This window comes from Sodalis sp. RH22, assembly GCF_047324165.1.
Taxonomy (GTDB): Bacteria; Pseudomonadota; Gammaproteobacteria; order Enterobacterales; family Enterobacteriaceae; genus Acerihabitans.
Genome location: NZ_CP178731.1, coordinates 1796775 through 1816706, shown reverse-complemented (window position 1 = coordinate 1816706; position 19932 = coordinate 1796775). Strand labels below are relative to the sequence as shown.

Annotated in this window: 20 protein-coding genes; 9 read left to right on the top strand and 11 right to left on the bottom strand. The window is 62.6% G+C overall.

The window, feature by feature from the left end; genetic code table 11:
• The first annotated feature begins 244 nt into the window (after positions 1–244).
• A complete protein-coding gene (locus ACL2XN_RS08265; protein ID WP_413730643.1) occupies positions 245–1234 on the top strand; it encodes an aldo/keto reductase in 990 nt (329 codons plus the stop codon).
• Positions 1235–1298: 64 nt separating this feature from the next.
• Here ACL2XN_RS08265 and ACL2XN_RS08260 read toward each other — a convergent pair whose 3' ends face one another.
• The 8 genes from ACL2XN_RS08260 to ACL2XN_RS08225 form a co-directional block, all read right to left on the bottom strand.
• Entirely contained in the window at positions 1299–2900 is a 1602-nt protein-coding gene (locus tag ACL2XN_RS08260; protein WP_413730642.1) for a gamma-glutamyltransferase family protein, read from the bottom strand.
• An 18-nt stretch (positions 2901–2918) separates the two neighbouring features.
• Positions 2919–3794, bottom strand: coding sequence for an ABC transporter permease (locus ACL2XN_RS08255; RefSeq protein WP_413730640.1), 876 nt, complete (start codon positions 3792–3794; stop codon positions 2919–2921).
• Position 3795: 1 nt separating this feature from the next.
• Positions 3796–4740, bottom strand: a complete 945-nt coding sequence (locus ACL2XN_RS08250) for an ABC transporter permease (RefSeq protein WP_413728805.1) — start codon at positions 4738–4740, stop codon at positions 3796–3798.
• Positions 4741–4764: 24 nt separating this feature from the next.
• Entirely contained in the window at positions 4765–6282 is a 1518-nt protein-coding gene (locus ACL2XN_RS08245; RefSeq protein WP_410015618.1) for an ABC transporter substrate-binding protein, read from the bottom strand.
• Between the two features lie 22 nt (positions 6283–6304).
• Entirely contained in the window at positions 6305–7369 is a 1065-nt protein-coding gene (locus ACL2XN_RS08240; protein WP_410015617.1) for an ABC transporter ATP-binding protein, read from the bottom strand.
• Positions 7366–8379 carry an ABC transporter ATP-binding protein gene (locus tag ACL2XN_RS08235; protein WP_413730958.1) on the bottom strand — a complete coding sequence of 338 codons (1014 nt, stop codon included), beginning with the start codon at positions 8377–8379 and terminating at the stop codon, positions 7366–7368. Before ACL2XN_RS08235 ends, ACL2XN_RS08240 begins: the two co-directional genes overlap by 4 nt.
• On the bottom strand, positions 8376–9080 hold the full coding sequence (locus tag ACL2XN_RS08230; RefSeq protein WP_413730639.1) for a FadR/GntR family transcriptional regulator: 705 nt from the start codon (positions 9078–9080) through the stop codon (positions 8376–8378). Before ACL2XN_RS08230 ends, ACL2XN_RS08235 begins: the two co-directional genes overlap by 4 nt.
• Positions 9081–9432: 352 nt before the next feature.
• Positions 9433–10521, bottom strand: coding sequence for an NADH:flavin oxidoreductase/NADH oxidase (locus ACL2XN_RS08225; protein WP_413730638.1), 1089 nt, complete (start codon positions 10519–10521; stop codon positions 9433–9435).
• Positions 10522–10630: 109 nt separating this feature from the next.
• Here ACL2XN_RS08225 and ACL2XN_RS08220 point away from each other — a divergent pair, with 109 nt between their 5' ends.
• From ACL2XN_RS08220 to ACL2XN_RS08185, 8 genes are all read left to right on the top strand, one after another.
• Positions 10631–10930: an ArsR/SmtB family transcription factor gene (locus tag ACL2XN_RS08220; protein WP_410015614.1), complete on the top strand. Its 300-nt coding sequence runs from the start codon at positions 10631–10633 to the stop codon at positions 10928–10930.
• A 189-nt stretch (positions 10931–11119) separates the two neighbouring features.
• Positions 11120–11869, top strand: coding sequence for a FadR/GntR family transcriptional regulator (locus ACL2XN_RS08215; RefSeq protein WP_413730637.1), 750 nt, complete (start codon positions 11120–11122; stop codon positions 11867–11869).
• Positions 11870–11894: 25 nt separating this feature from the next.
• Positions 11895–12341 (top strand): RpiB/LacA/LacB family sugar-phosphate isomerase, encoded by a 447-nt coding sequence (locus tag ACL2XN_RS08210; protein WP_413730636.1) that lies wholly within the window; start codon positions 11895–11897, stop codon positions 12339–12341.
• 19 nt (positions 12342–12360) lie between these two features.
• A complete protein-coding gene (locus ACL2XN_RS08205; RefSeq protein ID WP_413728614.1) occupies positions 12361–13275 on the top strand; it encodes an NAD(P)-dependent oxidoreductase in 915 nt (304 codons plus the stop codon).
• Between the two features lie 10 nt (positions 13276–13285).
• Positions 13286–13963, top strand: a complete 678-nt coding sequence (locus ACL2XN_RS08200) for an amino acid ABC transporter permease (protein ID WP_410015610.1) — start codon at positions 13286–13288, stop codon at positions 13961–13963.
• 10 nt (positions 13964–13973) lie between these two features.
• The gene (locus tag ACL2XN_RS08195) at positions 13974–14660 is read left to right on the top strand and encodes an amino acid ABC transporter permease (protein ID WP_413722510.1); all 687 of its coding nucleotides are present in this window, start codon (positions 13974–13976) and stop codon (positions 14658–14660) included.
• 18 nt (positions 14661–14678) lie between these two features.
• Positions 14679–15404 carry an amino acid ABC transporter ATP-binding protein gene (locus ACL2XN_RS08190; RefSeq protein WP_410015608.1) on the top strand — a complete coding sequence of 242 codons (726 nt, stop codon included), beginning with the start codon at positions 14679–14681 and terminating at the stop codon, positions 15402–15404.
• 39 nt (positions 15405–15443) lie between these two features.
• Positions 15444–16244, top strand: a complete 801-nt coding sequence (locus ACL2XN_RS08185) for a transporter substrate-binding domain-containing protein (RefSeq protein WP_410015607.1) — start codon at positions 15444–15446, stop codon at positions 16242–16244.
• On the opposite strand, the gene lldD is transcribed toward ACL2XN_RS08185, so the two are convergent.
• From lldD to lldP, 3 genes are read right to left on the bottom strand one after another with little or no spacing between them, the layout of a single operon-like run.
• A complete protein-coding gene (gene lldD, locus ACL2XN_RS08180; protein ID WP_413730635.1) occupies positions 16234–17379 on the bottom strand; it encodes an FMN-dependent L-lactate dehydrogenase LldD in 1146 nt (381 codons plus the stop codon). The two genes, ACL2XN_RS08185 and lldD, sit on opposite strands and share 11 nt — an antisense overlap.
• A complete protein-coding gene (lldR, locus tag ACL2XN_RS08175) occupies positions 17376–18173 on the bottom strand; it encodes a transcriptional regulator LldR (protein WP_410015605.1) in 798 nt (265 codons plus the stop codon). Before lldR ends, lldD begins: the two co-directional genes overlap by 4 nt.
• Entirely contained in the window at positions 18170–19819 is a 1650-nt protein-coding gene (gene lldP, locus ACL2XN_RS08170; protein ID WP_410015604.1) for an L-lactate permease, read from the bottom strand. Before lldP ends, lldR begins: the two co-directional genes overlap by 4 nt.
• Positions 19820–19932 lie beyond the last annotated feature (113 nt).

The window sequence follows — 19932 nt, the reverse complement described above, 5'->3', positions numbered from 1 at the left end:
TTTCCTTCGCGCCGCTAACCCCGCCACCGTCCTTCTGCTAACGTTAACGGGCGATTGAAGATCACCCGGCGCAAAGCCGCCCCGCCTTAAGGTATTGAAAATAACCTATACCAGGGCTTTTCATGAACAGCACGCCATCCCCACGGTCTCGTTCGCCAGCGTCGTGGCGTTTGCCATCCGCCAGACGGGGATCTTAACGAAATCCTGTTCCGTCCGACCAGCCAGGAACTTTAAGGAGTAAAAAATGCAAAAGAGAAAACTCGGCAACAGCAATCTGGAAGTCTCGGCGCTGGGCCTGGGCTGCATGGGCCTGAGCCATGGCTATGGCCCGGCGAAAGACCGGCCTGAGGCCATCGCGCTTATCCGCGCCGCGGTTGAGCGCGGCGTGACCTTTTTCGATACCGCGGAAGTGTACGGTCCCTTTACCAATGAAGACGTGGTGGGGGAAGCGCTGGCGCCGTTTCGCCATCGGGTGGTGATTGCCACCAAATTCGGTTTCGACCTGCCGAGTCCGGACGGCAAACAGCACCTCAACAGCCGGCCGGAGCATATCCGGCAGGTGGTCGAGGCGTCGCTAAAGCGCCTGCGGACCGAGGTGATTGACCTGCTTTACCAACATCGCGTCGATCCGGACGTCCCCATCGAGGATGTCGCCGGCACGGTGAAACAGTTGATCCAGGAAGGCAAGGTGAAGCATTTCGGCCTGTCCGAGGCGGGCGCGCAGACTATCCGCCGGGCGCACGCGGTCCAGCCGGTTACCGCCCTGCAAAGCGAGTACTCCTTATGGTGGCGGGAGCCGGAGCAGGAGATTTTACCGACGCTTGAGGAGCTCGGCATCGGTTTTGTGCCCTTCAGCCCGCTCGGCAAGGGGTTTCTCACCGGCGCCATAAGCAAGGATACCGCCTTCGACGGCAACGACTTCCGTAATATCGTGCCACGCTTTACACCCGAGGCGCGTGCTGCCAACCAGGCGCTGGTGGACGTGCTCGGCGAGCTGGCGGTGGGCAAGCAGGCCACGCGCGCGCAGATAGCCATCGCCTGGCTGCTGGCGCGCAAACCCTGGATTGTGCCCATCCCGGGCACCACAAAACTGCACCGCCTGGAGGAAAACCTGGGCGCCGTCGAGGTGATTCTCACCCCCGATGATTTGCGCGCCATCGAAAGCGCCGTGGCCAATATCAACGTACAGGGCGAGCGTTATCCGGCCGACATGCAAAAGAACGTCGGCCGCTGAATGCGGGCCGGCGCCGCAACGGCTGCGCAATGTCGACATCCCCGCCGGAGGGGCGGGCTGTGGGTTAATATACCAGCGCCTGCCCGTCCTTGCGGCTTTCAGTGGCGGCGATATACACGCCCTGCGCGTCGCGCATAATGGCCTGGGCGCCGCCGAAGCTGTGGATCTGCATCGGGTCCTCGACGCTTATCTGGTGTCCCATGGCGCGCAGGGCCGCCAGGGTATTGCGGTCCAGCGCCGGTTCCACCATCACCTCGCGTCCTCGCACCACCCGCCAGCGCGGCGCGTCAATGGCCGCCTGCGGGTTTTGCCGGTGCTGCATGATGCGCAGCGCCATCTGGACATGGCCCTGCGCCTGCATGGATCCCCCCATGACGCCGAACGACATCAGCGGCTGTCCGGCGCCGTCCAGGGCAAACGCCGGGATAATGGTGTGGAAGGTGCGCTTGTTGCCGGCGAGGCAGTTGGGATGTCCCGGCTCCAGCACAAAACTGGCGCCGCGGTTTTGCAGGCTGATGCCGGTGTCCGGCACCACCACGCCGGACCCGAACCCCATATAATTAGACTGGATAAAGGATACCATCATGCCGCCGGCATCGGCGGCGGACAGATAGACCGTGCCGTTTTGCCGCGGCGCGCCGAAGACAAAATCCCCCGCCCGTTCGGGATCGATTAACGCGGCGCGCTGTTGCAGGTATGCATCGCTTAATAAATGCCTGGCCTCGAATTCCATATGATCGCTATCGGCCACATAACGTTCCAGGTCGGCCAGCGCCAGCTTCATCGCCTCGATGGACAGATGCAGCGCCGCCGCCGAGTCGGGATGATAACGGCCGATCCCGCAGTGCTCCAGGATGCCCAGGGCTATCAGGGTGGCGATGCCCTGGCCGTTGGGCGGGAGTTCATGCACCGATCCGCCGGCAAAAGGACGGGACAGCGGTTCGACCCATTCCGGCCGGTGATTGTTCAGGTCCTCAAGCGTTAGGCCGGCGTTATGCTGCCGGGCGAAAGCGGCAATTTTCGCCGCCAATTCGCCGCGATAAAACGCCTCGCCCTCGGTTTGCGCGATCAGTTCCAATGTCCTGGCCTGGGCCGGGTTGCGGAATAGCTCGCCGATGGCCGGCGCGCGTCCGCCGGGCGCAAAGCACGCCATAAATCCCGGCTGATCGCCAAGGCGCTCGACGCCGCGCTGCCATAATGCGCCAATCAGGGGCGATACCGGAAAACCGTCGCGGGCATAATCAATCGCCGGCTGCGCCAGCGTCGTCAGCGGCAGGGAGCCGAAGCGGCGGGCGAGTTCCACCCAGCCGGACACCGCGCCGGGTAGGGTGACCGCGTCCCAGCCCAGTTCCGGCACGGCCGGCAGATGGGCGTAATCTTCATATTTCCAGGCGGCGGGAGAGCGGCCGGAGGCGTTTAAGCCATGCAGCCGTTTGCCGTCCCAGACGAGGGCGAACGCATCGCTGCCGATGCCGCAGCCGGTGGGTTCCACCACCGTCAGGGCCATGGCGGCGGCGACGGCGGCGTCCACGGCGTTGCCGCCTTGCAGCAGCATGCGCAAACCCGCCTGGGCCGCCAGCGGCTGGGAGGCGCAAACCGCGTTGCGGCCCATCATCGGCGGCCGCAGGGAGGGGTAGGCTACCTGGAAATCCAGTGGTGATGTCATCGTGTAATCCTGTGTTGGTTAATTGTCGCGCGGATCCAGCGCATCGCGCAGCCCGTCACCCAGCAGGTTGAAACCCTGGACGGTAAAAAAGATCGCCAGTCCGGGAAAAATCGACATCCATGGCGCTTGTTCAAGGTAATTTTTCGCGGTATTGAGCATGGCGCCCCAGGAGGGAGAGGGCGGCTGTTGCCCCAGTCCCAAAAACGACAGGCTGGCTTCGGTAATGATGGCCGAGGCGATGGCCAGCGTCGCCTGCACCATAATCGGCGACAACACGTTGGGCAGCACATAACGCAGTACGATCCAGCGGTCGGGCAGGCCGATGGCCCGGGCGCCCTCGATATACTCCTCGTTGCGGATGCTCATCACCTGCCCGCGCGTCAGGCGGGCGAAAATCGGCATCACCGACAGGCCGATGGCGATCATCGCATTGATAAGGCTCGGGCCGAGAAACGCCCCCAGCGCGATGGCCAGGATCAAAAACGGACAGGATAGCAACGCCTCGATAACGCGCGAGATAATCCCATCCCATATTCCCTGCCAATAGCCGGCGACCAGCCCCAGCGGCACGCCGATAAAAATGGCGATAATCACGGAAATACAGCCGGCCGTCAGCGAAGTGCGGGCGCCCCAGATAAGGCGGGAGAGGATGTCGCGGCCCAGTTCGTCGGTGCCGAGCCAGTAGATCGCCGACGGCGGTTTGCGTACCGCCAGAAAGTTGGCCTTGATGGGGTCGAAGGGCGCCAGCCACGGCGCCAGCAGGGCGATGATGACAAAGATCAGCACGATGGCCGCCCCGATCACGGCGCTTTTATTGGCGATGAATTTCTTTATCGCCCGGCTGCCCGCCCTGGGCGTAGCCGGCGCGGCCGCGCCGGTGAGCACCTGCGACATATTATTCTCCTCTCATGCGCGGATTGATCAGCACGTATAGCACGTCGGCCACCAGGTTAAGCAGCAGGAAAGCCATCGCCACCACCAGCACCACCCCCTGCACCACCGCGTAATCGCGGTTGAACACCGAATCGACAATCATCTTGCCGAATCCCGGTATGGTGAAGACCTGCTCGGTAAGCACCGCGCCGCCAAGCAGCTCGCCAAACAGCAGGGTGGTGAGAGTGACGATGGGCACCAGCGCATTGCGCAGCGCGTGTTTGAGTATCACCCGCCCGGGCAGCAGGCCCTTGGCCTTGGCGGTGCGGATATAGTCCGCTTTCAGCACGGCGATCATCGCCGCCCGGGTATGGCGCATCAGCGTCGCCGCCAGCCCGGTGCCGAGCACCAACGCCGGCAGCAGCAGGGTGCGCAGGTTTTGCGCCAGGTCTTCGGTCAGCGGCACGAACCCCGAGGCCGGCAGCCACTGCAGCTTGACGGAAAACAGCAGGATCAGCAGCACCCCCAGCCAGAAGTTGGGGATGGAGATGCCGGACAAGGCGATAAAGTTGGCGCTGTAATCCACCCAGGTTCCCCGGCGCACCGCCGCGATAATACCGGTGGTGATGCCGAGCGCCATGGCGATGATCATCGACAGCAGCGTCAGTTCGACGGTCACGGGCAGCTTGCTGGCGATAAGCGTGGTCACCGGTTCCTGGGTGCGCAGCGAAATGCCCAGGTTGCCCTGCAGCGCGTCGCGCAGCCAGTAAAAATACTGGGCGGGAATGGGGTCGTCCAGGCGGTATTTAGCGCGCAGCATGGCGATTACCGCCGGGTCGCGCTCTTCGCCGGCCATGGCCACCACCGGGTCGCCCGGCAGCAGTTTTTGCAGCGAAAACACCATAATGCTGACTAAAAACAGGGTGGGTATCGCCAGCAATACGCGCTTGCCAATCAGTTCTAACATCATCGCTCCCGGATTCTCGATGCGCTACGGCGCCAGTTGCATACCCGCCAGGCGGATCAACCCGTCGGGATAGGGTTTGAATCCCGTTATTTTTTTCGTCATGCCGAAAATGCGCGGCTCGAAATACAGATAGGCCAGCGGCATATCCTGCTGCAACTGCGCCACCACCTGGCTATAAAGGACTTTGCGTTTGGCCTGGTCGGAGGTGGCGCGGGCTTGTTGCAGCCAGTCGTCCACTTGCGGGTTGCTGTAGCGCCCGTCATTCAGGTTGCCTTTGCTGTGGATAAACGAATAGATGCTGCCGTCCGGATCCGGGCGGCCGGACCAGCCCGACATGCTGACCTGGAAATCTCCCCGCTGCTGGCGATCCAGCAGCGTGGCGAATTCAGAGGTTTGCAAATGGACATTAAACCCGGCTTCGCCGGCCATGGCCTGGATGACCTGGCCCACCTGCTGGGCATCCGGTCTGTTGGCCACCAGGAGGGTGGTTTCCACCGGCGTGGCGACCCCGGCGGCGGCCAGCAGGGATTTGGCTTTCTCCACATCCCGCGCCGGCACCGGCAAATCCACATGGTAAGGGCTGACGGTGGAGAACGGCTGGTTAGCCGGGGTGTATTGCCCCTCGAAGGCCACCTGGTTAATGGCGTCGCGATCCAGAGACAGGGAGAACGCTTCGCGTACCCGCGCATCCTTGGCAAACGGATCGCTGGGATTGGCCTTGCCGTTGGCGATATTAAAGGTCAGCCCCATATACCCAAGCCCAGTCACCTTGGCCAGGGCGAGCGTGGGATTGGCCTCGACGGTTTTCACATCGCTGGCGGCAATGCCTTCGGTCAGATCCAGATCGCCGGCGCGCAGGTTGGCCAGGCGCACCGAGGAGTCGGGAATGGGCATAAAAATCACTTTATCGAAGTGGTAGGCCTGTTTATTCCAGTAATTACCATAGCGCGTCAGCACAATGCGGTCCTGCTGCACCCGGCTGTCGAACTGGTAGGGACCGGAGCATACCGGGTGCGCGGCGAAGTTCTCCTTTGCGGCGGCCTGGGGCGCCAGCATGGTGCCCGCCCGGTCGGTGAGCTGGGAGAGCAGCGCGGCGTCGGCGTTCTTCAGGTGAAACGTCACGCTATAGGGGCCGGTGGCCTCGACGGACGCCACCGAGGACAGTTCGCTTTTGCGCAGCGATCCCGGCAGGGTCAGCGCACGATCGATATTAAATTTCACCGCCTGCGCGTTAAAGGCTTCGCCATCCTGAAACGTCACGCCCTGGCGCAGGTTCATGGTCAGGGTTTTGCCGTCATCGCTGTACTGCCAGTCGGTGGCGAGGCCGGGCACCACCTGCAGCTTTTCATCCACATCCACCAGCCGGTCGCACATGGCGGCGAAGACAAATCGGCCATAATAGGTCCGGGCCAAGTGGGGATCGAGCATGTCGGGGTCGCTGCCCAGACCGATACGTAAAATGCTTTCGGCATACGGCTGGCCGCTGACGCCAAGCAACACCAAACCACTCAGCGCGGTATAAAGCTTGTGACGGGAGTTCATGAGCATAGATTCCTTGTGGCAGTTAGGGTTTACGGGCCGCGGCGTCGACAAACAGCGCGCGCCGCCGCAGGAAAGCCGCCGACGGCGGCGCCATGACGATAACGCTGCGATCGCTGTTCAGTTCCCGCCAGCGGTGACACGCCACCTGGCGCCGATCGCCGGCGGGTTCCAGCGGCGGTTCATGCTGCCGGCAGACGTCCCTGACGTGGGGACAACGGGTATGGAAACGGCATCCCGACGGCGGCTGCGACGGGTTGGGCAAATCCCCCGTCAGCAGCGGTCCGGATTGCCGGCCGCCTGGGGTTAACTGGGGCGCTGAAGCAATCAGCGCCCGGGTATAGGGGTGCAGCGGCTGATCGAAAATATCATCGGCGGCGGCGATTTCGACGATTTGCCCCAGGTACATCACCGCGACGCGATCGCTCATATGGCGGATCACCGCCAGTCCGTGCGCCACCACGATCAGGGTCAGGCCGAACTGTTCTTTCAGGCTCTCAAGCAGGTTGACCACCTGCGCCTGTACCGACACGTCCAGCGCGGAAACCGGCTCATCCCCCAGCAGCAGCGTGGGTTTGGACGCCAGGGCGCGGGCGATGCCGATGCGCTGGCGCTGCCCGCCGGAAAATTCATGGGGAAACCGCCGGGCGTACAGGGCCGGCAGCCCGACGGTGCGCAGCAGTTCGGCCACCCGTTCGCGCCGCTGCGCCCGGGAAATCCGCTCATGCAGCCAGATGGGCTCGCCGACAATCTCCTCCACCGTCATGCGCGGATTGAGGGAGGCGAACGGATCCTGGAAAATGATTTGCAGCTCGCGCCGCAGCTGGTTCAACTGCCCGGCGGGCAGCATGCCGATATCATTGCCCTGGTAGAAAACCCGCCCTTCGGTGGCCGTCAGCAGGCGCAGCAGCAGCCGGCCGAGGGTGGATTTGCCGGAGCCGGATTCGCCGACGATGGCCAGGGTTTCGCCCGGCCAGACCTTCAGTGATACCCGATCCACCGCGTGCACCTGGCGCTGGCGGGTAAACAGGCCTTTGGGGCCCTGAAAGATTTTCGTCAATGCCACGCTTTCAAGGATCGGCTGGCTCATGCTCTGGCTCCCGGCGCGAAATGGTGTTCAAGCGGCGCGTAAAAACACGCGGCCTCATGGCCTGCGGCGACCGGACGCAGATCGGGCCGGGAACGGTGGCAGCGTTCGTCGGCGAACGGACAGCGGGTAGCGAAGCGGCAGCCGGCGGGCATGGCGTCCGCGGTGGGCACCGACCCCGGAATGGTGGCCAACTTGCCAATGCGGGCCGACAGGCTGGGCATCGAGGCCATCAGTCCGATGGTGTAGGGATGCTGCGGGTCGCTGAAAATGTCGTCCACGCTGCCGGTTTCGACAATTTGGCCGGCGTACATGACCGCCACCTGCTGCGCCACTTCCGCCACCACGCCGAGATCGTGGGTAATCAGTAAAATGGCGGTGCCGGTGTCCTGCTTGATTTGGTTAAGCAGGCTGAGGATACCGGCCTGGATAGTGACATCCAGGGCGGTGGTGGGTTCGTCGGCAATCAGCAATTGCGGCCGGTTGATCAGCGCCATGGCGATCATCACCCGCTGGCGCATACCGCCCGAAAGCTGGTGCGGATACGACTTCAGGCGCAGTTCCGGCGCCGGAATCTGCACCAAAGCCAGCATCTCCCCGGCGCGCGCCATGGCCTGGCGATAGCTGCCGCCCTGGTGCCGTATTACCGTCTCCGCCAATTGGTCGCCCAGGGTAAACGCCGGATTGAGGGACGTCATCGGCTCCTGGAAAATCATGGCCAGCTGATTGCCGCGCAGGTTGGCGTATTGCCGCGGCGACAGGGCGCGCAGGTCGTGTTGGTTAAAATACAGATCCCCCTGGTCGATGCGGGCGCTGTCGGGCAATAACCCCATTAACGCCAGCGAGGTGACGCTTTTGCCGCAGCCGGATTCGCCCACCAGCGCCAGGGTCTCCCCCGGCTGGATATGTAGCGAGATATCGTCGAGCACGCTGGCCGGCGAGCCGTGGAAGCGCACCCGCAGATGGGCGATATTCAGCACCGGCGGCGCGGGGGATGTGGGGATCGTCATCAGGCTTGAGGCTCCTTGTCGATGGACAGGACAGTGGTCAGCGCCTGTTGCAGCGCCAGAAGATGTTCGGTCATGACGGCGGCGGCCTCCTCGGGCCGGCGGGCCTGGAGATAGCGGATCAGGCGCTGGTGCTGCCGGTTATAGTTGTCCAGCCGCGCCGGGTTGCGCGCCTTCTCGCGCTGATGGCGCCAGCTGTCGTCGCGGCGTATGGCGTCCAGCGCGTCAAACAGGCCGAGCAGCAGCCGGTTGCCGGCCGCTTCGGCCAGCGTCCGGTGGAAGGCGCTGTCCCACAGTTCGTGCTGATCGCTGTCATCGGTTGCCAGCACCTGCATCCGCTCCTGGAGGCGCGCCATCAGCGCCAGCTGTTCCGGCGTGGCGCGCAGGGCGGCCAGGCGCGCCAGCCCCGGCTCCAGCTGCAGACGGGCTTCCATCACCTCCAGCAGCGTCGATTGGCGCGGCAAGCCCTGCAGCACCAGCGGTTGCGATGGGGCATCGGGACCCAGGAAGGTGCCCTTGCCCTGTTTGCGCCACACCCTGCCTTCCATCTCCAGTACGTCCAGCGCGCGGCGGATCTCCCGGCGCCCGACCTGATAGCGTTGCGCCAGCTCCCGCTCGGTGGGCAGCGGCAGCTCAGGCGCGGGGTGTTGCAGGATCAGCGCGCGCAGCTGTTCCAGCGCGGAGAAGGACGACGGCTGTTTTGTCATGACTCACACCCTGATTTGCCATAATCGTGTCGATAACGCCCTGATGGCGCGCTGTTCCGCCGGAACGCACGCCATCACTCATTACCTTTCATCACCATCAAGCACAAATCGAACCAATTTTTTATTGGTTCGCTCTTTTTTTAATCGAACGTTGCAGATGACTGGAATTTCAGGGGATTTGTTGCGGGCGTGCGAAGTGCCCGGCCGTCAATGCCGGGGATATCATTAAGGCAACCGCCATGGAGGGAGAGGATGCACCACGGGTGGGCACACCACGCACCGCGCTGCATCAGGAATTGCCGCTCTCAGGCTAACCGCCGCCCTGATGCCGGGACGACGGTTAGCGCCGGCGTCAGTATCTTTCCAGCCAGTGGGCGTAGGGGGCGGGCAGCGTCCAGGAGGGACGTTCAATCTTCAGTTCACGGGCGGCGTAATAACTCCAGTGGGGATTGGCCAGATGGGCCTTGCCCACCATGACCAGATCCAATTGCTGGTCCTGAACGGCTTTTTCGGCCAGGTCCGGCGTACCGAATCCCCAGGCGGAGGCGACCGGGATATCCGCTTCCCCGCGCACCCGCTTGGCGATCGGGCCCATAAAAGCCGGTCCCCAGGGAATAGTGGCGTCGGGGGTGGAGAACCCGATGCTGACGCTGAGCATATCCAGGCCGGCCTGTTTGAAGCGCGTGATCAGGTCAATGGATTCAGTCAGGGTCTGCTCGTCGCGCCCGTCGAACTCCAGCACGCCGAACCGGGCGGCCAGCGGCAAATGTTCCGGCCAGACTTCGCGTACCGCCGCCAGGGTTTCCAGCAGGAAACGGCCGCGGTTAACGGCGCTGCCGCCGTACTGGTCGTCGCGCTGGTTGGAATGGGCCGAGAAGAAGCTCTGGGCCAGGTAGCCGTGGGCGAAATGCAGCTCCAGCCATTCGAATCCGGCGTCGCGCGCCCGGCGGGCGGCGGCCACGAAATCATCACGCACCCGGGCGATATCGTCAAGCGTCATGGCCTTGGGCACTTTCGGCAAATTGGCGCCAAAAGCGATGGCGGACGGCGCAATGGTCTGCCAGCCGCGCGGGTCGCTCTCGGCGATATGGTCATCGCCCTCCCAGGGCCGGTTAGCGCTGGCCTTGCGGCCGGCATGGCCGATCTGGATGCCGGGCACCGCGCCCGCCGCTTTGATGGCCCGCACCACCGGCACAAAGGCCTGGGCCAGGGTATCGTTCCAGATGCCGGCGCAGCCTGGGGTGATACGCCCCTCGGGGGAGACCGCGGTGGCCTCGACGATCACCAGCCCGGCGCCGCCGCGGGCGAGGGCGGCCAGATGGACCTGGTGCCAGTCGTTGATCAGGCCTTCATCGGCGGAATACATGCACATGGGCGGCACCGCGATGCGGTTGCGCAGCGTAACATCCTTGAGTTTAAAGGGTTGAAAGAGTGCTGACATGGTTCGGGTTCCTGTATTTGTTGGCGCGATGATTTACTGTAGCCTTATTCTGTAATTCGATAATATTCGAATTATGGCTTTTTGACAAGCCGTTTGCTATAGTCGCCCCATGCGCCCCTTTAAACATCCGTCGATAAATGAATTCGCTCTCGAACGCGTGCTTTACGCCTTGAGCGACCCGTTGCGCCTGGACATCGTGCGCCGCCTGGCTCAGTTGGGCGAGGCCAGCTGCGGCGAACTGGACGGCGGCCGCCCCAAATCCAGCGTTTCCCATCATTTCCGCGTGCTGCGCGATGCCGGGCTGGTCTATACCCATAATGTCGGCACCACGCACATCAATACGCTGCGCAGCGATGATATGCAGGACCGCTTCCCCGGCCTGCTGACGACGATCCTGGCGCAGCATTAACCGCCCCCCGCTTCGCCAATATCGCCTAATACGCCCCACCACGGCCTGAATCTCCCCTTTTCCGTTTTCGCGGCAAATCTGTGATCGCCATCTTATTGACCAAAATGCAACTGTGAATAACATCACATTAATCTTTCGTTAACATATCTACCATTGGTATTACCACTGGTTAAGGCTGATGAATGACAGATGACGATTAAACGCGGGAACGGGAAACAGGACACCGGCAACGGCTACGATCGGGTCGTCGGATTTCTGCGCGAGCAACTGCTGTCGGGGGAGCTCAAGGCGGGGGACTGCCTGCTGCCGGAGCGTGAGCTTTCCGCCCGGCTCGGCGTAAGCCGGCCGGTGCTGCGCGAGGCCTTGCGCGCCCTGGCGATGATTGGCGCGGTGGAGATCCGCCATGGTATCGGCACGGTGGTGAAAAAACCCAGCGTGTCGATTCTGGGTGAATTTTTCACCTTTGTACTGGCCCATCAGGCGGATGTGATTGACGACGTGATGCAGGCGCGTATTGCCATTGAACGGCAGGCGGTGCGCCTGGCATGCCGCCGGGCCACGCAAGGGGATTACGATCGGCTGGCCGAATGCCTGCGCGCCATCGTCGACACTATCCATACCCCGGAAGTCGGCGGCCTGGCGGATTTCCACTTTCATGAAGCTATCGTGCTGGCGTCCGGCTCGGCGACGCTTATCAGTATTTACCAGTCCATCAGCGCGCTGATGATGCGTTCGCACCTGGACCGGCGTGAACAGATTATCCAGGTGGACGGCATCGAGGAGTTCCTGATCGATCACCACCGGCTTATTTTTGCCGCCATCGTCGGGCGCGACGAAGCGCGCGCCGACGAACTGCTGGCCCGCCATTTCGAGATCGGCGCGGACTTTCGCCGCCGCGCCACCATCCGCATGGCAGGCGCGGCGCCTTTTACCGACTAAACCACGACCGCAGAAGGAAACCCGAATGAATATCGTTATTGGCAGCGATCACGCCGGCTTCCGGCTGAAGCTGGAACTGGCCGACTGGCTGCGTGCCGCCGGCCATGAGGTGGACGACATCGGCAGCCACACGCCCGACCCGGTCGACTTTCCCGATATCGCCCATGCCTTGTGCGCTAAGGTGCGCCAGGACGCCGGGCGCCGTGGCCTCCTGGTGTGCGGCACCGGCGTGGGCGCGGTGATCGCCGCCAACAAAATCAACGGCATCCGCGCCGCCGTGTGCCACGACATCCATTCAGCGCACCAGGGGGTGGAGCACGATGATGTCAATGTGATGTGCATGGGCGCGCAAATCGTCGGATCGTGGCTGGCGCGCGATTTGGTCGACGCGTTTTTGCAGGCCCGGTTTGTCCGCGATAAGGACTTTGTCCGCCGGGTCGACAAACTCAACCGTCTTGAACAGCAGGACTGATCCTGGGGGACGCAATCACATGAATGAGTTAACACCAAAAGGTAATGTCGGTTTCCTCGGCCTGGGCGTCATGGGACGCGAGATGGCGCGTAACCTCGCCCAGGCCGGCTTTAGCGTGCGCGCCTATGATGTGCTGCCGGCGGCCGTTGCGGCGCTGGCGGCGTATGGGGTACAGCCGGCGCGGGATATGGCGCACGCCACCGCCGACGCCGATATCGTGATCTCCATGCTGCCCGACACGCCGCAGGTGGAAGCCGTGGTGCGCGGCGACGGGGGACTGTTGGCGTGCCCTCCGCGCGGCGGCCTCTACGTGGATATGAGTACTATCGCGCCGGAGGCGACGCGCGCCATGAGCCGGGCGCTGGCGGCGCAGGGCGTGATCATGCTGGACGCGCCGGTATCCGGCGGGCCGGCGGGGGCGAAAAACGCCGCCCTGAGCATTATGGTCGGCGGCGACGCCGCGGGATTCGCCCGCGCCGTACCCTTTCTGCGGGCAATGGGCACCACCATTAACCATGTCGGGCAATCCGGCGCCGGTCAAACGGTGAAACTGTGCAACCAGCTGATATGCGCCATCAATATCCAGGCCATTTGCGAGGCGCTGGCGCTGGGGCGCGCCTATGGCATCGATCTTGGCCAGATGCGCGAGGTGCTGCTGGGGGGGTCGGCGGCGTCCTGGATGCTCGACAAACTGGGCTCGGCCATGATCGGGGGCGATACCTCCGCCGGCTTTCGCATCGATTTGATGATGAAGGATTTGCGTCTGGTGCTGGACGCGGCGCGAGAGCGTCCGGTGCCGCTGCCGGCCACCGCGCTGGTGGCGACGCAATACCAGGACGCGCAGGCCCACGGCGAGGGATCTAACGGCAACCAGGCGCTGTTCAGGGTTTACGACCGGATCACCGGGCGGGAAACGGCGGCGGCGACAAAATAGGTAGCGGGTTATGAAGCTTGATTTCACGGCGATATTCACGCAATGGCAGATGCTGAGGGACGGCGCGCTGCTCACCGCCGAGCTGGCGGTCATCACCACCGTTTTCGGTTTTCTGATAGGCACCTTATGCGCGGTGGCGCGCCGTTCCGAGTGTGCCTGGTGTTCCCGTATCGCGGGGGTGTATATCGAAGCCATTCGCAATACGCCGTTTCTGGTGCAGATCTTCCTGGTGTATTTCGGGTTGTCCAGCCTGGGTTTTTCGTTTACGGCGTTCACCGTCTCGGTGATCGCGCTGACGATAAACGTCGGTGCCTATACGGCGGAGATCATGCGCGCCGGCTTTGAGTCCATCCATCCGGGGCAATGGGAAGCGGCGGAAACGCTGGGGTTATCCACCTGGCAGCAATATTGGCATGTGGCGCTGCGTCCGGCGATAGAACGGGTTTATCCGTCGCTGACCAGCCAGTTTATTCTGTTGATGCTCGCCTCGTCGGTGACGTCGCAGATTTCGACGGAGGAACTGACCGCCACGGCCAATTTTATCCAGTCGGAGACCTACCGGCCGTTTGAAACCTTTTTTGTCGTCGCCGGTATTTACCTGGCCCTGTCGTTCCTGATGCGATTTGCGTTCTGGCTGGTGGGGCTGGCGGCTTTTCCCCGCCGCCGCCGCCTTGGCACCCCGCTTTGAGGAGCGAGACATGAATTCTTCCCTTAATCCCGCGCATATCCAGTTCCTGCTGCAGGGCGCCTTCTGGACCCTGATCCTGTCGCTGATGGCCTTCGGCGGCGGCGGCCTGGTCGGTTTCCTGGTGGCCCTGGGGCGTATCGCGCCGCTGCGCGGCGTGCGTTTTCTGGTGAGCGCCTATGTCCAGCTTATCCAGGGCACGCCGCTGCTTATCATTATGTTTATGATTTATTTCGGCCTGCCGTCGCTGGGGTTCAGTATTTCCCCGTTGTTTGCCGCCGGGGTGTCGCTGACCCTGTACGCCAGCGCTTACCTGGGGGAAATCTGGCGCGGCTGCCTGCAGGCGGTGCCGCGCGCGCAGTGGGAAGCGGCGGAATGCCTGGCGCTGTCCCGCGCCCAGCGCCTGTTCAAGGTGATACTGCCGCAGGCCGTGCGGCTGGCGACGCCGCCCACCGTGGGATTTTCGGTGCAGATCATCAAAAATACCTCCCTGGCGTCGGTGGTGGGTTTTGTCGAGCTGGCGCGGGCCGGGCAGCTTATCAATAACTCGATCTTCGAGCCGTTTATTACCTATCTGATTGTCTCTTTGCTCTATTTTTGCCTGTGTTTTCCGGTGTCGGTATTAAGCCGCAGGCTTGAACGCCGCGCCATGGTTAAAAAAACGGCGCGGCAAAACGCGGCGCTGACCAGAATGGCCTAAGCGTTAAAGGAAATCATTATGTCGATTATCGTGCTTGATAAGGTGCAAAAAAGCTTTGGCGCGGTGCCGGTGCTTAACGATGTGTCTTTTTCCGTGGATCGGGGGCAGGTGGTGGCGTTGATTGGCGCCAGCGGGTCGGGGAAAAGCACCGCGCTGCGCTGTATCGATCGGCTGGAGAAGATTAACGGCGGCAGCATCGAGGTGTGCGGCCATCGCGTCGAGGATCCCCATCTTGACCTGCGTAAGCTGCGTCAGGATGTCGGCATTGTGTTCCAGAGTTATAACCTGTTTCCCCATCTCACTATTGAGCAAAATATCACGCTGGGGCCGATGTCGGTTAAAAAACAATCGAAAGCCGACGCGCGGCGCCTGGCGCATTCGGTGCTGGAGCAGGTGGGTCTGGCTGATAAGGCGGATAGCTATCCGGAGCAGCTTTCCGGCGGACAGCAGCAGCGCGCGGCCATCGCCCGTTCGCTGGCCATGAAGCCGAAGGTGATGCTGTTCGACGAGGTGACCTCCGCGCTCGATCCCAAGCTGACCGGCGAAGTGCTGCGTGTTATCGAACGGTTGGCGGGCAGCGGGATGACCATGATCATGGTGACGCACGAAATGAATTTTGCCCGGCGCATCGCCGACAAAGTGGTGTTTATGCACCAGGGCGCCGTGCATGAAAGCGGCGGCGCCGCCATTTTAAAACAGCCCGCCACCCCGGCGCTGCAGGATTTTATCGCCAACGAGCTGTAGTCGGCGGCGTTGGCCCGTCAGGTAACCCTGGAGAAAACTATGCGATATATGAAACGATTGGCTTTGTTGGGCACCCTGTTTTTGTGGCTGGCGTTTAATCCCGCCGCGGCGGCGACCAACGCCTGGCAGGAGATCAAGGAACGGGGCACGCTGCGGGTGGCGACCGATTTGTCCATTCCCCCTTCCGGGATGCTGGACGCCAGCCTGAAGCCGATAGGGTCGGATGTGGAAACCGCGCAGTTGCTGGCGCAGGATTGGGGGTTGAAACTGCAGTTTATCGAGACCACCGGTCCGACGCGGATCCCCAATCTGCAAACGGGTAAGGCGGATATCGTCATATCAACCCTGTCGGTAACGCCGCAGCGGGCGCAGGTAATCGATTTTACACGCGCTTATGCCGGATTGCGGTCGGTTATCGGCGCGCCCGCGGCGACGAAAATCGGCGGCTGGGACGACCTGAAAGGTAAAGCGATTACCGTGACGCGCGGAACCACCCAGGATACGCAGCTGAGTACGGAAGCGGCAAAACGGGGTTTTACCGTGCAGCGTTATGACGACGACGCGACGCTTGTGACTGCCGCGGTGAGCGGGCAGGCTTTTGCGGTGGCGACGTCGGCCACCTTGGTTAACCAGATAAAAAAACAGAACCCGAAGCTGGCGTTTGAGCCGAAAATGACCCTGCAGGTGTTCGATTTGGCGATCGGGGTGCCGAAAGGGCAGCCGGAGCTGAAAGCCAAACTGGACGAGTGGATTGCCGCCAATCTGAAAAACGGCAAACTGAACGCTATTTATCAAAAATACCATGGCGAGCCGATCCCGCCGGAAATCATTAATCGATAGAATGCCGGACCAGCGACTCGCGCGTGATCTCGGCGATGGCGCGGGCGCCGGTGAGGGTCATGGCCACGCGCATTTCCTTGTCGATAAGCGTGAGCAGGTTGGCCACCCCCTGTTCCCCTGCCGTTGCCAGGGCATAGATATACGCGCGCCCCAGCAGCACGGTGTCGGCGCCCAGCGCAATCATGCGCACCACGTCGAGGCCGTTGCGAATGCCGCTGTCGGCGAGGATAGCGATATCGCCTTTGACCGCGTCGGCGATGGCGGGCAACGCGCGGGTGGAGGAGAGCACGCCGTCGAGCTGGCGTCCGCCGTGGTTGGACACCACGATGCCGTCCGCGCCGAAGCGTACCGCGTCCCGGGCATCCTCCGGGTCAAGTATGCCTTTGATGATCATGGGGCCCTGCCAGAATTCCCGGATCCATTCCAGGTCGCTCCAGGAGATGGACGGATCGAAGTTTTTCGCCAGCCAGCCGATATAGTCTTCCAGGCCGGTGGGTTTGCCCACATACGCGGAGATATTGCCGAGCACGTGGGGACGTCCGCGCACCCCGACATCCCAGGCCCAGGCGGGATGGGTTATCGCCTGCAGATAGCGGCGCAGCGCCGCGTTCGGCCCGCTCATGCCCGAGTGGGCATCGCGGTAGCGGGCGCCGGGAACCGGCATGTCCACCGTGAACACCAGCGTCGAGCAACCCGCGGCCTTGGCGCGCTCCAGCGCGTTGCGCATAAAGCCGCGGTCCTTGAGCACATAGAGCTGGAACCACATCGGCTGTTTTATGGCGGAAGAGACCTCCTCGATGGTGCCGACCGAGACGGTGGACAGCGTAAAGGGGATGCCCTTGCTTGCGGCGGCCCTGGCGGCCTGGACCTCGCCGCGCCGGGCATACATGCCGCAAAGTCCGACCGGGGCGAGGGCGACCGGCATGGCGAGCCGCTGGCCGAACAGCGTCGTCTCCAGGCTCAGCTGCGACATATTCCTGAGCACCCGTTGCCTGAGCGCCACCTGCGCCAGGTCCTCGACATTGCGCCTTAAGGTGTATTCGACGTAGGCGCCGCCGTCCAGGTAGTGAAACAAAAAGGGCGGCAGCTTACGTTGGGCCGCCGCGCGATAATCGGTTGCAGCTGAAATGATCATGTATCCTGTTCTCGCATCATGTCGGTGTCGGTATCCTGATAAGCCAGGCGGGTAACGCGCGCCTGCCGGGCTTCGTCTTCGTGCAGGGCTTTCAGCGTGGTATGGACGCACTCCAGATGTGTTATCGCCGCGCTGCGCGCGCGTTCGGGGTCGCCGGCCAGTATGGCCTGCAGCAATTCATGGTGTTGTTCGGTTAATTTGGCGAAAATCACCGGCACCGTATACATGCGCCGCCGGCTTTGCATTACCGAGGATTGCAGCAGCTCGAACAAACCGCGCATGGTTTGCAAAAGCACCAGGTTGTGCGAGGCCTCGGCAATGGCCAGGTGAAAACGCACGTCGGCCTGCGCGGCCAGATCGGGATCGTCGCTCTCGCTGACCCGCAGCGTGGCGTCAAAACACACCCGCAGCCGTTCCCTGTCGGTATCGGTGGCGCGCCGCGCCGCGTGCCATGCGGTGCTGGCCTCGATAGCCAGCCGCGCTTCCAGTACGTCATAACGATAATCAGGATCCTCGGCCATCAGCATTTTCAGCGGCAGGACGATGCGCTGCCCGGACCATTGATGAAAATCATCCTGAACGTAGGTGCCGCCGCCGCGACGGCTGACCACCCACCCCTGGCTGCTGAGTTGCTGGATGGCCTCGCGTACCGATGAGCGCGATACGCCAAGCTGGGATGCCAGCTGGCGCTCGGCCGGCAGGCGCATGCCCGCGGCCAGCCCGCGCTCCGCTATCAACTGCTTGAGACGCAGGGCGATATGGTCGGCCACGCGGATATCATCAGGTAAGGTCATGGGATCATCCAAGGCAAAATATACGCCTGCAGGGTAGTGATAGCCCCGACGATACTGCAAAAAATCAGGCTGTGCTTCACCGTAAAGCGAAATAAATCCGGCTCATGGCCCACCAGCCCCGCCGCCGCGCAGGCGATGGCGATGGACTGCGGCGAAATCATTTTGCCGGTGACGCCGCCGGTGGTATTGGCCGCCACCAGCAGCACGTCGGATACGCCGATCTGCTGCGCGGTGGTGGCCTGTAGCGCGGCGAACAAGGCGTTCGAGGCGGTGTCGGACCCGGTAAGGAATACGCCCAGCCAGCCGAGGAACGGCGAGAAAAAGGTAAACGCCCGGCCGGTATGCGCCAGGGCCAGGGCCAGCGTCGCGGACAGGCCGGAATAATTGGAAATAAAGGCAAAGGCCAGCACCATGCCGATGGAGTAGATAGGCAGCGCCAGATCCCGCAGGGTCTCTTTAAATGTCGCCAGCGCCGCGCGCGGCTTCATGCGCAGATAGGCGATCGAGATAAAGGCCGCCACCATAATGGCGGTGCCGGTGGCCGAGAGCCAGTCGAACTTATACACCGCCGGGTACGGCAGGAACGTCGCCACCACCGGCGGCGTTTTTGCCACCAGCTTATCCAGGAAGGGCACGGAAATGCTTACCACCCAGCTTTGCAGCGGGCCGCCGGCGGCAAACAGCGCTTTAAACGGCGGCACGCTCCAGAGGGTTACCGTGGCGGTCAGGAAAATAAACGGCATCCAGGCGCGGACGATTTGCCCGGCCGTATAGGTCACGGCCGGCGCCGGCTGGGCCGGCTGGCCGCCGTCGCTGAACCGGAAGATGTGCGCCGGATGCCAGACGCGCAGGAACAGGGTCAGGCATACCAGCGATACCAGCGAGGCGATAATATCCGGCAGCTCGGGCCCGATGAAATTCGAGCTCAGATACTGGGCCAGGGCGAAGGAGATCCCCGCCACCAGGACCGCGGGCCAGGTTTCCCGGATCCCGCGCCAGCCGTCCATGATCGCCATGATCCAAAACAGCACGATAATGGTCAGGAACGGCAACTGTCTGCCGACCATTTGCCCGATAGTAAAGGGGTCGATATTGGCCACTTGCCCGGCGACGATAATCGGCACGCCCATGGCGCCGAAGGCCACCGGCGCGGTATTGGCGATCAGGCATAAGCCGGCGGCGTACAGCGGCTTAAAACCCAGCCCCACCAGCAGCGCGGCGGTAATGGCCACCGGCGCGCCAAATCCGGCGGCCCCCTCCAGGAACGCGCCGAAACAAAAACCGACAATCATCATTTGCAGGCGCTGATCGGGGGTAACCGACAAAATAGAGGAGCGGATGATATCGAACTGGCCGGTCTTGACGGAAATCTTATAGACAAAAACGGCGGCGATGATAATCCATGCAATCGGCCATAAGCCGTAGAAAAAGCCGTAAACCACCGAGGCCAGCGCCCGATCGAGCGGCATGCGGAACAACAGCAGCGCCACCAGCAGGGCCAGGATGGTGGTAATAGTGCCCGCCAGGTAGCCTTTCAGGCGTAATTTAATCAGCGCAAAAAAGAAAAACGCGATGGGAATCACGGCGACCAGGCTCGATAGCCAGATATTGCCGAGCGGGTCGTAATTTTGTGGCCAGATTGGCATGTCATGCTCTCCTGTGACTCGATGTCCGTCGGTGGGTATGCGCCGGGCCGCCCGGGCGCGTCCTGCCCGGCGAATAGGGTTGGCGCAGACAGCAAACTTGGCCTTGGTCATGA